The 14,811-nt window shown below is 63.2% G+C and carries 13 protein-coding genes, 1 tRNA gene and 1 pseudogene; 10 read left to right on the forward strand and 5 right to left on the reverse strand.

Translation table 11 applies throughout. The features are described from left to right. Window positions 1–169 precede the first annotated feature (169 nt). The 6 genes from MAB_RS01195 to MAB_RS01220 all read left to right on the forward strand — a co-directional run bounded on the left by MAB_RS01195 (window position 170) and on the right by MAB_RS01220 (window position 6,221). Window positions 170–562, forward strand: a complete 393-nt coding sequence (locus tag MAB_RS01195) for a MarR family winged helix-turn-helix transcriptional regulator (protein ID WP_005113781.1) — start codon at window positions 170–172, stop codon at window positions 560–562. 31 nt (window positions 563–593) lie between these two features. Continuing rightward, window positions 594–680, forward strand: a tRNA-Ser gene (locus MAB_RS01200). A gap of 590 nt (window positions 681–1,270) precedes the next feature. Continuing rightward, entirely contained in the window at window positions 1,271–4,627 is a 3,357-nt protein-coding gene (locus MAB_RS01205; protein WP_005112902.1) for a hypothetical protein, read from the forward strand. A gap of 4 nt (window positions 4,628–4,631) precedes the next feature. Then, window positions 4,632–5,006, forward strand: a complete 375-nt coding sequence (locus tag MAB_RS01210; RefSeq protein ID WP_012296277.1) for a hypothetical protein — start codon at window positions 4,632–4,634, stop codon at window positions 5,004–5,006. A 161-nt stretch (window positions 5,007–5,167) separates the two neighbouring features. Next, window positions 5,168–5,563 carry a hypothetical protein gene (locus tag MAB_RS01215; protein ID WP_005112903.1) on the forward strand — a complete coding sequence of 132 codons (396 nt, stop codon included), beginning with the start codon at window positions 5,168–5,170 and terminating at the stop codon, window positions 5,561–5,563. A 331-nt stretch (window positions 5,564–5,894) separates the two neighbouring features. After that, on the forward strand, window positions 5,895–6,221 hold the full coding sequence (locus MAB_RS01220; protein WP_236740170.1) for a DUF3592 domain-containing protein: 327 nt from the start codon (window positions 5,895–5,897) through the stop codon (window positions 6,219–6,221). A gap of 116 nt (window positions 6,222–6,337) precedes the next feature. On the opposite strand, the gene MAB_RS01225 is transcribed toward MAB_RS01220, so the two are convergent. After that, entirely contained in the window at window positions 6,338–7,249 is a 912-nt protein-coding gene (locus MAB_RS01225) for an SAM-dependent methyltransferase (protein ID WP_005112905.1), read from the reverse strand. Between the two features lie 222 nt (window positions 7,250–7,471). Next, window positions 7,472–7,999, reverse strand: a complete 528-nt coding sequence (locus tag MAB_RS01230) for an OsmC family protein (protein WP_017206458.1) — start codon at window positions 7,997–7,999, stop codon at window positions 7,472–7,474. A gap of 106 nt (window positions 8,000–8,105) precedes the next feature. Here MAB_RS01230 and MAB_RS25335 point away from each other — a divergent pair. The 3 genes and pseudogenes from MAB_RS25335 to MAB_RS01240 form a co-directional block, all read left to right on the forward strand. Beyond that, window positions 8,106–8,198, forward strand: a pseudogene (locus tag MAB_RS25335) (SAM-dependent methyltransferase); the annotation flags it as partial. A 2-nt stretch (window positions 8,199–8,200) separates the two neighbouring features. Further along, entirely contained in the window at window positions 8,201–8,869 is a 669-nt protein-coding gene (locus MAB_RS01235) for a helix-turn-helix transcriptional regulator (RefSeq protein WP_005115189.1), read from the forward strand. Beyond that, complete coding sequence (locus tag MAB_RS01240; protein ID WP_005112907.1) at window positions 8,860–9,195, forward strand: cupin domain-containing protein; 336 nt, start codon at window positions 8,860–8,862, stop codon at window positions 9,193–9,195. Before MAB_RS01235 ends, MAB_RS01240 begins: the two co-directional genes overlap by 10 nt. 21 nt (window positions 9,196–9,216) lie before the next feature. Here MAB_RS01240 and MAB_RS01245 read toward each other — a convergent pair whose 3' ends face one another. Together MAB_RS01245 and MAB_RS01250 are read right to left on the reverse strand one after the other, a co-directional pair. Beyond that, window positions 9,217–11,100 (reverse strand): family 2A encapsulin nanocompartment cargo protein cysteine desulfurase, encoded by a 1,884-nt coding sequence (locus MAB_RS01245; RefSeq protein WP_005112909.1) that lies wholly within the window; start codon window positions 11,098–11,100, stop codon window positions 9,217–9,219. Continuing rightward, window positions 11,087–12,010, reverse strand: a complete 924-nt coding sequence (locus tag MAB_RS01250) for a family 2A encapsulin nanocompartment shell protein (protein WP_005090680.1) — start codon at window positions 12,008–12,010, stop codon at window positions 11,087–11,089. The genes MAB_RS01245 and MAB_RS01250 overlap by 14 nt, the downstream gene beginning before the upstream one ends. 416 nt (window positions 12,011–12,426) lie before the next feature. Here MAB_RS01250 and MAB_RS01255 point away from each other — a divergent pair, with 416 nt between their 5' ends. After that, window positions 12,427–13,698: a thioester domain-containing protein gene (locus MAB_RS01255; RefSeq protein WP_005090677.1), complete on the forward strand. Its 1,272-nt coding sequence runs from the start codon at window positions 12,427–12,429 to the stop codon at window positions 13,696–13,698. Here the strand turns inward: MAB_RS01255 and hisC are convergent. Continuing rightward, window positions 13,695–14,738: a histidinol-phosphate transaminase gene (gene hisC / locus MAB_RS01260; protein ID WP_005112910.1), complete on the reverse strand. Its 1,044-nt coding sequence runs from the start codon at window positions 14,736–14,738 to the stop codon at window positions 13,695–13,697. The two genes, MAB_RS01255 and hisC, sit on opposite strands and share 4 nt — an antisense overlap. Window positions 14,739–14,811: the final 73 nt, after the last annotated feature.

The following is a 14,811-nucleotide window of genomic DNA, read 5'->3' on the forward strand; positions in this document are numbered from 1 at the left end:
GCAGCGTACGGAGGCGCGGTCTAGGCCACAGCGTGGTCGGCGGGAAGGGGGATGGCGTATGAGTACGCGTTCGGAGAGTGAAGTTCCGGGGCTCGATCTTGCGGAATTTCGTTCATGGCAAAACTTTTGGGTGGCAACAAATCGGTTGAACTTTCTATTGAATCGCAAGATGGTTGCATCGCACAGTATTTCGCTCACGGATTTTCATGTGTTGCAGCAGTTGTTGCGATCCGCGAACGGCAGTTGCCGGATGGGGGATATAGCCAACAGCCTGTTGGCCTCACGCAGCCGGATCACCCATCAGGTGCGCCGACTGGAGGAGCAGGGCCTGGTGAAGCGGGGGTCGATGCCCCAGGACCGCCGGGCGGTATTGGCCGCGCTCACCGAGCAGGGCCGCACGCTGGGCGAGGCGGCGATGCGGACGTACTCCGAGTGCGTGCGTGAGCACTATCTGATGCGCCTGACACGGCCACAGCAGGCCGCCATCGCCGAGAGCTTCCGCAGGGTGGGCGAGGGGGCCGAAGAGGCGCTTCACGACGGCGACGGACGCGGCGGGGAGTAGGTCACCGAGCGGAGCCGCTAGGCTTGCCGACGGTGGCGTGGCAGAGCGGCCTAATGCACTCGCCTTGAAAGCGAGAGACGGCTAACACCGTCCGGGGGTTCAAATCCCTCCGCCACCGCTCTTCGGGGTGTATTTCCGCCGTTCGGCGAGATGTCGGCAATCCTGGAAATGTCGCACCTCGCCACATGGCGCCGGGAGCGCGTCTCCGCCCGGGCGGCGTGTCCCGTACTGAAGCCGGCCTCATCGCTGTGTCGGGGCGGGTTTTCCTGGTAGCACGACTGCCCAGGTTTATCCGGCATCGCATACGGCGTTAGGTTGTGGCGCACGCGCTGCAGGATGGCCGACGATATGAACGCCTGGTTCCCGCGAACTTGCAGCTACAAGCCAGGACGAGGCGGTGCACAGCAGTCCGGGCGTCTGCAGAAGATCCCGCCGACTCCTCTGCCTGAGCAATCGTCAGCCACTACTGCCATCATTCGCGGTTGGCGCCTCTACCGCAGTAGTTGATATTTGCTGTGCGTGTGGACACGTCTGGGTGCCTAGGCGTAGTGTCACGTCCCTGAGGGCTTTGCGGTGGCTGACGGAGGCGATGTGTCGGGGAATGAGAGATCAACTAAACAGCTGATAGCAGTGACCGACTGCCGTGATCTGGTCCGCCCCGCTGCGGCGGCGCAGAGGTTGCCGTCTGGCGATCTTGACACGTCACTTGTGTCGGGACATGAGCGCGGCCGACGTGCTGCAGCTTTCGCTAGCGGGGGCGTTCTGGTTGTTGGCGCGGTCGCGGCGCTGCACAACCTGTATCGCAGCGGTGACGATGCTGCCGAACTGATCGCTTGGTCCGGCCTGTTGTTGCTGGCGTTGACCGCCCTTGGTGGGGGAATCAAGCTTGCGATGTGGGGTGCGCGGCCGGTCATCGCCGCGTTGTTCGATCGGGCCAAGGAGCGTTTGGCGGAGCCGGTGTTAGCGGTGGTCGCGTCGGGGGCGGTCATTGTCGGCGCGTTGGGTATGTGGTGGACGTTCCGCGGCGGATATGCGGGTTGGTGGCAGCAGCTGTCCGGCGAGAGCCAGTGGTCACTGTCGCTGGGGGTTGGCCAGATGCTGGTGGCGGTTCTTGCCGGTGCTGCGCTGTTCACTGGTGGCCGGTATGTGACCGGTTTGGCCAGGGAGGCGCTCACCGAGTCGGGTCTGTTGATCGAGCGTGATCGGGCGGCGGGCAGGCGCCGGGTTCCGGAGGGGTTGTGGCATCCGGGTCTGGTGGCCGCGCTTGTCGGCGGTGGGTTGGCGCTCGTGGTGATGACAGCGTGGCTGACCCCGAAAGTGGGGCCCACCATCGTCGGTGCCAACACGCTGGCGGCGGTCGCTGCGATTGTCGCGGTGTTGGTTTGGGGTGTGGGGGCCAATCTGGGGTGGTGGAAAGGTCTTGCGGGTCTGTGGAAGTGGGCTACTGATGCTTCGCATAAGGCGGCCGCGACGTCCGGTGTTGTTGCGTTGTTGATGTTCTCGGCGGGTGGGTTGGGTTTGGGTTGGTTTACTCCGGCCACGGTGCCCCAAGCGCATGCGCAGTGTCCGCCGGATTGTGGGGGTGGTTCGAACGGGTCTGGTTCGTATGGGCCGGATGCTTCGCAGTTTCAGCCGCCGCAGATGCCCGGTCAGATGCCGGATTATCAGGGTGGGATCAATCAGCCGCCGCTGGATCAAAACAGCTCGATATCGATCTATAACACGCAGGCTCCGTCGGTCAGTAATAACGGGGTTCAGGGGTCTAGTGGGCAGCAGGGGCCTCAGCAGGGCTGGGATCAGCCCGCGCATGGCACTCAAATCCCGGACTATCAGAACGCCGCCCCGTATACGCAGGGGCCGGGTAGGCCGAATCCGGACTTCAACCCGGGATCTGATGCGGGATCGCAAGGTGGGCAGTCGAATCAGGGCGCACAGCAGCCTGTGCAACAACCGCAACAGGCATCGCAACAACCGCCGCAACAAGATGCTGGGCAGCAGCCCAACCAATCGCCGAATCAGTCCTCCGATCAGCAGAAGATCGACGACTTGACCCGGCAGCTGCAGGATCAGCAGCAGCTATCCAGTCAGGATCGTCAACGCATTGATGATCTGACCAAACAGCTGCAGCAGGGTCAGCAGAGGCAGAACGGCAATCAGAAGCTGCCGAAAGCCCCGTCCAGGGACAAAAAGCAGGACGACAAGGACCAGCAGGATCGCGACGATCAGTCTGGTGACAATGATCTGTCGGCGTTGTTGTTGGGTGCGGCCTCCACGCGGCGCCGCAAGCAGGACGAGCAAGACTTGTCTGACCAACAACAGCCGCAAGGCCCCGATACCCAGGCGCTGGCGCAAGATGGTGCGCAGCTGGGTCAGTCGCTGCCCGGCGATATCGCCAATACCGTCTCTGACAGCGTGAATTTGGGGCAGTCGGCGGGCTCGGCGGCACAAAACTTCGGCTCGGCTGCCCAGGCCGGGGCCTCGCTGGCTTCTAGCGCTCAGTCGGGTGCGGTTAATCCGATGGACGCTGTTGCGTTGGTACAAGGGGTTTCTGGAGGGATCAGCGATACCGCTGATGCGGTGGGCTCGGGTGCCTCGATTGCCTCCACCTGGCTCAATGAAGCCGGGCAGGGCGCACAACTGGCCGCCGACGCCAACCCGCAGCTCAAGGCCGAGGCCGAGCAGGTTCGGCAGCTCACCCAGGCCGGTAGCCAAGTCGCCGACCTGACCGGCAAGGTCGCAGGCGGTGTCTCCCAGGTTTCCGGGATGGTCAACACCGCATCCAGCCTGGGCACATCCGGTATGCCCGACACCTCAGGGGCCACCGATGCACTCTCGGGGACGGCGACCGCTGTCAACGGGCCCGGCGATGTCCCCAAACCGCCTACGCCACCGTCTGTGCCGTCGCAATCGCCCTCGAGCGTGCAGGCGCTCGACAGCACCACCACTCGGGCACCCCAGCAGCCGCCTCAGCCGTCTAACCCGTCGACACCGAAGACCGCCAACCAGAGCTCAACCTCTAAGCCGCTATCGCCGCTAGAGGCTTCCACATTCCCGGCACCGCTGCAGGCCCTGAACACGGCGCAGGCGGCCAGCACACCAGATCCGAATGCAGGCCGTTTGTCATCGATGCCCGGGGTGCGTGACGTCAGCCAGCCCCCGCTGCGGCCGGCGCCGACATTGCAGCCTGATCAGGTGGACGCATTCAGGGCCATCACCCGTCAGAACCTGGAAAACCAGAACGTACCTGCCGACCAGATCGAGCAACGCGTCAATGATGCGGTTAAACAAGCACAAACCCCACGGTTCATGCCTGACCCCCAACCGATGCGCACACCCGGCGCGCAGCCATTGGACCGGCCGCTTGGCGACAAGTTCAACGATGTCATGGGCCGCGCCAATGATCGGGCCTACGACGACATCGACGGGCTAGGGCAACTCGGCAAAAACCTCACCGGACAAGGCGGCCCAGGTGCACCCGGTGTCGCTGAATCCTGGAAAGACCTCGGTACCAACACAGTCAAGGGGCTTCCCGACGCAGTTGGCGGCGGCTTCGTCGCGGACGGTAAACGCCTGTACGAGGAACCCGGAAACTTCATCGGCGACAAGATGGTCGAGCTCCCGCTTGCGGCCGTATCCGTGCCCCTCGGCGGCGAAGGCGCAGCCATCGAACGCGGCGTACTAGGCGACCTTGCCTCCACCGAAACCAAAGCAGTAACCAGGGGCCCAGTTGAGACCCCTCCGGTACAGCTGCCTGCTGTCGATGTGCCCAAGCCCCGCCTAGCCGACTATTTTCAGCCAGGCAGTCCGCCGAAGGCGAGTGAACTAGAAAAGTATGCCCTTTCTCAGGGCTGGAAAAAATCACAGACGCCAAGCGGACCCGCAAAATATTCGGACAATAATGGTATTGTGCGAATGACGATAAAAGAGGGAAGTCAACGAGCACCAGGTAGTGAGCTTCCTCATGTGGAGCTCCGTGATCCAAACGGTCAACGGATTGATCCATTTGGGAATCCGGTGGCGCGAAAAAGCCCAGACAACCATACTGCAATTGGATGGGATTGGTAAATTCATGATCGATTACTCCCAGTTTCCGCAACTTGACGGCGTATATCTTGAAGACAGCTTTGTGCTAGGCATCTCTGAGATCGCCGGGGAACTGTCTTTCAAGTTAGAAGCAGTATTGACACCCCAGCACCCCAATTACCATGAGCCGCTACCTGGTACCCAGTATTGCTATGCCGATGGTGAGTTACTTTTTTCGGACGCTACGAGTATCGACTGGATTCGCCGTTCAGCCAATAGTTATATAGACGCGGCTGGCGAGGAAGACCTTGGTAATATTGATAGTCTTACAGATGATGGAGGCACATATACTGTAGAAGGTGATTGGGGTGAGGTTCGGATTTGTAGTACGTCCGAACCGCGATTTATCCTCATAGCTTAGCGGGAACTGTTCAGTAGACGGCGAGTGACCCTCCGAGTTATGGATATTGCTCCTGTGTCTCTATCCTCGACTTCGAAATCTATGTTCTTGTGGCGATGAAGTTGGGGATGATCAATCGAGAAGCCAGAATGGAAGCCAAGTTAGCTGACCATGGATTCACAATGCGCGATGCCGAAGCTATTGCTGAGAGGGTGGCGCAGGCTCTTGGCGACGAATGGACCTTCTTCAATGGTCTGACGCACGGCCTAGCTGCCGATGCAGACTCCGCTTCTGTGGGATTCACCAGTGTTTTGTGGCCGGAGTTCGACTTTGAAGCTACTCGCGACGCGAACGGAGTGATTCAGTCGGCGCGCCATCGACGTGTTCGGGGCCGAGCCCCCGAGGCTGATTCTCCCGAGGATCTGCTGTCTTGGAGCGTGAGTGTGCAAGAGTTCGCAGATCGCTTCGGCCCAGCCACACTCAACTACAGCTCCGCTTTCAGCGAAAAAGTACTGCCGGCGCACGAGCACGACAAGTTCGAGTGGAACCCGCACCCGACAATTCCCGCATCGGCGTGACTGTTACCGCCAGCAAGGTTGAAGGCAGCACGGTGGAGTTCGACATCCAAGTCGATAACAACAAGCTGCCGTAACGGGGTGTCTCACGGGAATAGCTGCCGCCTTATTGAGGGTGGAAGCCGACTCCAACCCAAGAAGGTGTCCTCGTCGGTTGGTGCTTGCGTACGCAAGCACCAAGATCGGGAAGGAAACCATGCAACTGTTCTCACAGATGATTGCTAGGCCGGAGCGTCTAGTGTGTGCGATAGCTGTCACCGTTGGCCTGGTCTTCGCGAGTATCGGTGGTGCAACTGCGCTGTATGAATCTAAATTCCAACAGCGCAGTGCGATTGTGAATGGACGCGTCGTCGACCAGCAGCCACGTCGCAGTTGTAACTCCAGTGATGACTGCCACACATCGATGTATCCCGTCGTGCAGTTCGACGTCGACGGGCAGCGCATCACGTTTGCGTCCGATACCACGGGGTTGCTGTCACCGAGAACTGGAGAGACAGTCCCTGTTCGATACGACCCTGCGAATCCGTACGATGCTGAGATCAGTTCGTTTGAGTCGGAGTGGGGACTCTCCCTGATCTTCGGCCTTATAGGCCTGGCGCTTGTTGGCGTTGGAGTCGTAGTTCTCGTCCAGGCCCGTCAGACGTCAACATACAACGAGTAAATCCCATCATCTAGGGGTGGGTGGGTACTCCAAATCCGGGCTCCGTGGATGGGCCTTCAAACTCGGTTCAATGCCCTCGAAGCTACCGAACGCGTCCGATCCGGCGGTTGCTTGGGCTACCGCTTAGCGGCCGTCACCATATTGGTGTAGCGCAAGGTATCCCAGCCCACGCTGCTGTACGCCGGGAGCTCGAATCCAGATGTGTTCATGTAGTCGAGCAGCGCGATCCGCTCAGCAGCCCACCCTCGGCCCCGGAGCCAGGTCGCTGCCTCGCTCCGAGATTCGTTGTAGATCAATGCGAGAAAGTCCGCCAGCGGAGAGCCGCCGGGTTCTGCGGAATCCGCGGCCGCTGCCCGGCGCATCTCAAATTCGATGTCGGGGTACGTGTCACGCTGTTCCACGGCGATATGACTGCCCGGCGCGGCGAGGCTGTCGATGGTTTCCAGCAGTAGATCCTGAGCAGAGGATTTGAGGAAGAACAGCAGACCCTCAACCAGCCATGCCGAGGGCCTCGACGGATCGAACCCGCTTTCTTGCAAGATGGTTGACCAATCCTGTCGTAGGTCAACCGAAATGGGATGACGTACGGCGCTGGGAGCCGCTCCGTGGGCATCCAGCGTCTCCTGCTTGAACTGTTGAACCAGCGGCTGATCCAACTCGTAGACCTCTGTTTCGGCCGGCCACTGCAAGCGATACGCGCGGCAGTCCAGGCCCGAGGCCAACAACACGACCTGACGCACTCCCGTATCACTGGTGGTCGTGAAGAAGTTGTCGAAGAACGCCGTGCGTGCGGCCTGAAAATTTGCGAAGCTGCGCCCGAAGTCTTCACTGGAGAGCGCGTGATCCGACTGCTTGCCCTGTACCAGGTCGCTCCACTGGCCTCCTGCCGCGCGGCAGAACAACTCGGCATAAGGGTCGATCGGCGCTCCGTTGGCGGGATGCCGTGCGAGCGCGCGGCCGGCGGCCACGGCCAGTGCTGTCGAGCCCACGCTCGTTTGGATATCCCAGGTGTCCGTATCGGTTCGCATACTTCGATGCTACGTACGCAAGGGCGCCTCACCGCTGTGAGTCTGCTGTGAAAAAGTTTGCTAAAATAGCGGGCCGAGCTAGCTCCCTCGCTGGAGCGGAGCCCTGTTAGCTTGGTATTGGGCTGCTGTGATTGTCGATATCGCTAAGCGCGCATGTCATGAATGTGCGCGGCGGGCGGCGCGTACGGTGCTTTTTCCTTTGCTGGCTGGCCCACCAATGTTCTACGGCCGCCCCTGGGTAATCAGTGTGGTGTGTACCGGTGTCGTCCCGGTGGTCAGATCTAGTACGGGGCAGTGGGCATCGACGGCTTCCTGTAGTTCCCGGTACCGCGCATCGGTGTCGGGACCGGCGACCGTCACCGTCACCCTGATCTGCTGAAAGCCGGGCCGGACGCTGTCGTCCAGGCCGAAGAAGCCACGCACATCGAGATCGCCCTCCGCGCTGGCGCTGAGTGAATCAACCTGAATGCCAAGCCTTTCGGCCCAGAAACGGTAGGTGACCACTTGGCAGGACAGCAATGAGGCGAGGTAATACTCGACGGGGTTGGGTGCCGTGTTCTGCCCACCGAGGCTTGGCGGTTCATCAACGTGTACGCGGTACTTGCCCAGGCTGATCTCGCTGCCGACAGCGCCCTCCGGCTGGGCCGATGCCGTGAACACCACGTGCGCCGCGGCGGGTTTGTCGGCCACGGCCTCGCGGGTGGCATCGGTGATGGCATTGAGGGAGGTTGTCGACGCAGTCACGTGCATCAACGCTAGTTGCATCGATGCCGGAGGTGCACAGTTGCAGCCGTGATGAATACAACTCCGCAACGTGGACCTATTTAAAAGGACAGTTTTCCTCTAAATTGGAGGTATGGCCGATAAAGGAACGCTCCCCCTGGCCGGGCGCAGACATGAGGATCTTCCCGGGCACTGGCTGCTCGCGCGGCTGGGCAAGCGCGTGCTCGAATGACCGGCAGTCGTGGGGCAGGTCAACAGCGGGCGCGCGTCCTGAAGGTGCTGCAAGAGGCAGCGGCGCCAGTGGGCGCACGGGAAGTGGCCGACAGCTTGGGGTTGCACATCACCACGGTGCGGTTTCACCTCAAGACCCTCGAAGAGCAGGGACATATTGTCCGGCGTGGTGGCACCGGCGAGCAGAGGGCGGGAAGGCCCAGTCTGTCCTACGCGGTCGCGCCCCGCCTCGACTATGCCGATGTGGTGGCGTTGTTCGCGGTACATCTCGGTGGCACAGCCGCCGAGCGTGAATCGCGCGCCGCGTTGGTCGGGGCCGACCTAGCGCACCGGGTGAATGTGGCGAGGCGCCGGACGCCGCTGCAGGTCACCGACTTGGTGGTGGAAACCCTTGGAGAGCTCGGATTTACCGTGCGCTCGACGTTGATGTCCTTTGGACGGGTCACCGTGCAGATCTGCTCATGCCCACTGGCGGAAATCGCAACGACCGCCCCAGAAGTGGTCCGCGGTATCCAGCGGGGCCTGATCCAAGAGGTGCTCGACGTCAACGCCGACGCGATCGGCGGACAGTTTCAGGTCACCGTGTCCCCCGATGCCGGTCACGGTGATTGCACGGTCAACCTGGCGTTGGTGCCACTGGGAAAAGAGAGTTGGCCGTGGACGTGATCTCGATGACGGCCCTGGCAAATGCACAGGCCGCAACGGCACGCAACGCGCCCAGTGGCCGGGCCGCACACACCGTGCACGGCGGCAGCGGTCATGCGCTCCGGCAGGTGATCATGGCGCTTGCCGCCAGGCACAAGCTGGCCGAACATGAAAATCCCGGCGAGGCCACACTATTGGTGCTCAGCGGACTGGTCGAGCTGGCGACGTCAACCGCTAGGGCCACCCTCGCGGCGGGAGAGTATGTGGTCTTTCCGCAAGAGCGCCACGAACTTACAGCGATCGAGGATTCCGTGGTACTGCTGACGGTGGTGAGCCGGGCGGGGTGAACCGCCCGGCTGCCTGCCCCACTACGCCTTCGGGCCACCGCTTTCCGCCAGGCGCCGTACCGCGTCGATGAACACGTCGATCTCGTCGAAGGTGTTGTAGAACGCGAACGACGGCCGCACCGTCTGCTCCAGGCCCAGCCGACGCAGGATCGGCTGCGCGCAGTGGTGTCCGGCGCGCACCGCGATGCCATCGGCGTTCAGGGCCTTCCCGACTTCCACCGGATCATGCCCGTCGAGCACGAACGACAGCACGGATGCCTTGTGATCTGCCGTGCCCACCAGCGTCACGCCCGGGATTGCGGCCAACCGCGGTGTCGCGTATTCCAGTAGCGCGTGCTCGTATTCGGCGATCCTGTCGATGCCGATCCGCTCCACGTACCGCAGTGCTTCACCCAGTCCGACAGCATCGGCGATGTTGCCGGTGCCCGCCTCGAACTTGTTCGGCGGGCCCTGGAACACCGCACGCTGTAGGGTGACGTCCGCGATCATGTTGCCGCCGCCTTGCCACGGTGGCGTCTCGGCGAGTGCGTCTTCGCTGCCATAGAGCACGCCGATTCCGGTGGGGCCGTAGATCTTATGGCCCGAGAAGACGAAGAAGTCGGCGCCGAGCTCCTGCAGGTTGACCGCCAGATGCGGCACCGACTGTGCGCCGTCGATGAGCACACGTGCGCCATATCGGTGTGCGATCTCGACGATCTGCTTGGCAGGGGTCACCGTTCCCAACGCGTTGGAAACCTGAGTGGCCGCAACTAGTTTGGTGCGTGGTCCAACCAGATCCTCCAGCTCGGAGAGCAGCAGGTTGCCGGCATCGTCCACCGGGGCCACCTTGATCACGGCGCCGGTCTTTTGCGCAATCAGTTGCCACGGAACGATATTGGCGTGGTGTTCCAGGTGGGTAATGACGATCTCGTCGCCGTGCCCCAGGTTCTTGCCGCCCCAGGCATAGGCCACCAGATTGATGGCCTCGGTGGCGCCGCGCACGAAGATGATGTTCTCGTCCGCTTCGGCACCCAGGAACTTGCGGGCCGCTCCGCGTGCGTCCTCGTACGCGTCGGTGGCGCGTGCCGCCAACTCATGTGCGGCGCGGTGGATGTTCGAGTTCTCATGCTGGTAGAAGTGCACCAGCCGGTCGATCACGGACTGGGGCTTCTGCGTGGTGGCGGCGTTGTCGAACCAGATCAGAGGCTTGCCATTGACGGTCTCGGACAGGATGGGGAAGTCCGCCCGGATGGCGGTGACGTCGAAGGCACGTGCGTCCTCGTGGGTGGGTGCCGCGGCCGGAGCACCACCCAGGAAGTAGTAGTTCGCCTCGTCACCAGCCCGGTCACCACCGCTGGGCGCGGCTGGGGGAGCCCATCCCAGATCCGGTACCGACAACCCCTCCGAATACGGAGCGGTCCGCGGCGATGCTGTGACCGGGGCCGTGGCCGGGCTCGCCAACACGCCCGGGATTGTTGGCACCAGTCCGGAGGGGACGGCGAAATCTGCGAGACCCGTTGTCGGATAGCCCGTTGCGGCGGTGTGTGCCGCAGATGTCCCCGAGCTCAGATCGCCGCCACCACCGCGCGGAGCTACCGGCACGGCACCGGGAATGCCATCGGGTGTGGCCGAGCTGAAGGCTGCTACCGGCGGGGCCACCGTAGCCGTCGACAGCGCATCGGCCAGCGGAGCAGGGACATATGGGCTGGCCCACGAACCCGTGGTGGCTGCCGCGGAGGAACCCGCCGTCGCGTCCGGCACGGTGCCCCGGGGCGCGACGGGAACCGCCGGTCCCGGGGTGTCGATACCAGGCGCTCCGGAAGGTGTTGCCTCCCAGAACAGCTGAGTGGCCAGTGCGGCCAGCTCGGCCGACGACGGGAATCCCGGCGGGCTGTCCGCTACTGGAATCTCATCACTTGTAGGCATGGAACTTGTCCACCTGCACGTCGTCGAGAACGGCCAGTGCGTCATCGGTCAGCACAGCCAGCGACGAATACAGGGTGACGAGGTACGAGGCGATGGCCGATCGGTTGATACCGGTGAAACGGACCGACAGACCCGGCGCCTGCTCGCCGACCAGACCGGGCTGGAACAGGCCGACGACGCCCTGACGCTCCTCGCCCGTGCGCACCAGCAGGAACTTGGTCTTGGCGTCCTTCACGGGAACCTTGTCCGAGGGGATGATCGGGATGCCGCGCCAGGTGATGAACTGGGCGCCGAACAGGCTCACCACCACCGGGGGCACGCCGCGGCGGGTGGCCTCACGGCCGAACGCGGCCACACCCAGCGGGTGGGTCAGGAAGAAACCGGGTGTCTTCCAGACCTTGGTGATCAGGGCATCCAGGTCGTCCGGGGTGGGAGGGCCACCGAGCGTCTTGATGGTCTGCTCCGGGGTCGCCTGGGCCAGCAGGCCGTATTCGGCGTTGTTGATGAGTTCGTTTTCCTGACGTTCCTTGATGGACTCGATGGTCAGGCGCAGCTGTTGGGCGATCTGGTCGTGCGGGCTGGAGTACAGGTCAGAGACCCGGGTGTTGATATCCAGCAGGGTCGAGATGGTCCGCAGCGTGTATTCGCGCGGGTTGGTCTCGTAGTCGACGTAGGTCTGCGGCAGCGGGGCCTCGCCCTCACCCTGCTCCTCGCTGTGGATCGCGACCTTGTCGGGGTTGATCACACGGTTGACGCGGTAGATGCCCGCTTCGACGGGAACCCAGTTCAGCAAATGCAGCAGCCACCGCGGGGTGATCGTCGACAGCTGGGGAACTGTCTTGGTGGCATTGGCTAGCTGCCGTGCAGCGAGATCGCCGAGGGCCTGAGATTCGTTCTGGGCAGCGGGCACAGCAGTTTCCTCCTCAGCGACGGGTTCAAGAACTGATGGCTGAAATCCTAATGGCGATCACCGCATCGCATCAGGTAACTAACACCCATGCGCCAAACTCGCCCGGCCCGTTTTCACCGACACGCCGCCTCATGGCGGGTGCGTACCGCACGTGTCCGCCGAAAGGCGGCGTGTCGAAGGAGACATGGCCGAGTGCTCGGACGTACGTAGACTGAATGGCATGCAGCACGTCGCACCGTCGCACCGACTCCGGGCGATCCACGCGCTGCGCGCCGACACCACCGGGGCGCGCAGCGCTTCCGTGTGTTGCTGTTGTTGTTGATTCCCTAACCCCGCCCCTAGCATCCCGGCTCACCGTTTTTCGACGGTATCGAGTTATTGGGCTGCATTCCGCCGGCACAAGGATCAACCAAACCATGACCACTCATTCTTTGCTATCGCTCGTCGAATGGCCGTCGGCCCGCATCACGGGCAGCCGTCGCCGCTCGAACGCCGAGGTGTTGCCGCGCCGTTTGACGAGGTACCGCGGCGGCACCTATTCGTCCACTGTGGACGAGGTTGTGTTCACCGACGGAACTTCTGCTCGCACAGATTTAATTCGCCTGAACCCGACGATCACCGCGTACTCGCTCGATATCGCCGGGATCGCCCCCAACCTGCCGTCCGGCTACGCGGTGGCGGATTGGCTGTCGGTGGCCAACCTGCGGGCACGCACCCGCGAATCGCAGGTGGCCTGGATCTTGGCCAACTCCTTTCCGGCGCTCTCCACGGCGCGGCTGAGCCGCCGGCTGCGCGCGGCCGGATATCTGGGTGAGGCCAACATCAAGGACCACGAGGCGATCGCCGGAACCCAGGCGGCCATCTGGTTCCTCACCAACGGGGTGGAGCTGGATACCGCAGCACGCAATGTGCCGACGGCAACGCGAAAGTCGCCGTCGTTCATCGAGTTTGAATTCCCGGAGCGGCCACAGTTGGGCGGCTTGACGATCCGCACCGGCGTGGGGCAGCAGCCAGCGGATGTCCGGCTGCACGCGTCCGTGAACGGTGCCGTGTGGCGTGAGGTCTCCTCCTCGGAGCTGAGCTTGTCGGCTGGTGCCGCACAGTACGCCAAGGTATTGGGTGTGGGTGCGACGGTCGCCGAAACCCAGTACGGCGCACCGGATCGCGGCTACCGGTTCTATCGCCTTTACGTGCAGGGTGGCACTGCCGACGTTGAGACCGTCGAGTTCTGGTTGCATGACGCGCGCAACCACCGCAACGCCGACCGTGTCGTTCAGCTGTACCGGTACCTGCTGGAGCAGTCGCTACTCGCCGCCGGTCAGGCGGAACACGCGCCCACCATCGATGACTCGCAGGCGGTGATGGCCGCGGGCCTGATGGGGCCGTTCGTGGTGGACTCGCAGCGTCCCGTGGTGCTTTCGCTCTCCGAGGGCGCCAAGGCGATGGACATTTCCGGGGCTGAGCTCTCCGGTCCGGTGGATCCGGGCACCCGCTTCTATGTACGCCCCGCGGAGTGCGTTGCGACGGTGACGGTCTCGGTGGTCGATCTGGCCGCGACGGCTCGGGTGCTCACCGGGGTGGCTGACGGGCCGTTGACCCCCTTGGCGCTGGTACATCCCGGTGCACATGACGTCGTGGAATTGACGGTCGAATGGGCCCCGGCCGCGGAACTGTCGCGGGTGAGCTAGCGCCAGGCGCGCGAGAACTTCAGGAACGCGTCGTTTTCCATCGGTGCTCCGATGGTCACCCGGACGCCATCGGTTCCAAAGGGGCGCACAATGATTCGGGCCTCGGCGGAGGCTTGCGCGAATTCGGTGGAGCGCTCGCCCAGCGGCAACCACACGAAGTTCGCCTGCGACGGCGGCACCTGATAGCCGGCTTCCCGCAGCGCACTGGTCACCCGGGCGCGTTCGGTGACAACGTCATTGGTGCGCGCGAGCAGCTCTTCGGCGGCGCCGAGGGAAGCCACCGCGGCAGCTTGCGCCAGGCTCGACGCGCTGAACGGTACGTACACCTTGCCCAGTGTGGTGATCACATCGGGATCGCCGACCGCGTAGCCGACTCGCAGCCCCGCCAGGCCGTATGCCTTTGAGAAGGTGCGTAAGACAACGACATTGGGGTGCTCACGCACCAGTGCGAGGCTGTCGGTGAAGTCCTCGCGTACGTACTCGACGTAGGCCTCGTCGATCGCGATCAGGATATGCGGCGGCACCGACTCGACGAACCGCCGCAGTTCGGCGGGCCGCACCACGGTGCCGGTCGGGTTGTTGGGGTTGCAGACGAAGATCAGCCGGGTGACGTCGGTTACGGCGGCCGCCATGGCGGCGAGGTCATAGGTGTGGTCGACCAGCGGTACCTGCACCGGAGTCGCCCCCGCGACCCGCACCACCAACGGATAGGTCTCAAAGGACCGCCAGCCGAACAGCACCTCGTCGCCCACCGTTGCGGTGATCTGGACCAGCTGCTGGCATAGGCTCACCGACCCGCACCCCACCGCGATGTGCTCGGGCGGCATGTCGACGTGCTTGGCCAGGTGCGAGCGCAGCTCGGCGTAGCCATTATCGGGGTACCGATTGATCAGCGACCCCGCCTCGGCGAGGGCGGCCCGCACGCTCGGCAGCGGCTCCTGCACGGTCTCATTACTGGCGAGCTTGATGGCGCCGGGGACGTTTCGGCCCGGTGTGTAGGCCGGTAGTTCGGTCAGTTCGGGGCGAAGTCGTGCGGGCACGTGACCAGACTATCGGGGCACGTGGGGCCCGATGACGACCAACGGCTTTGCCTTTGGGGCGCGCGGCCCTGTA

It is taken from the genome of Mycobacteroides abscessus ATCC 19977 (assembly GCF_000069185.1).
GTDB lineage: Bacteria > Actinomycetota > Actinomycetes > Mycobacteriales > Mycobacteriaceae > Mycobacterium > Mycobacterium abscessus.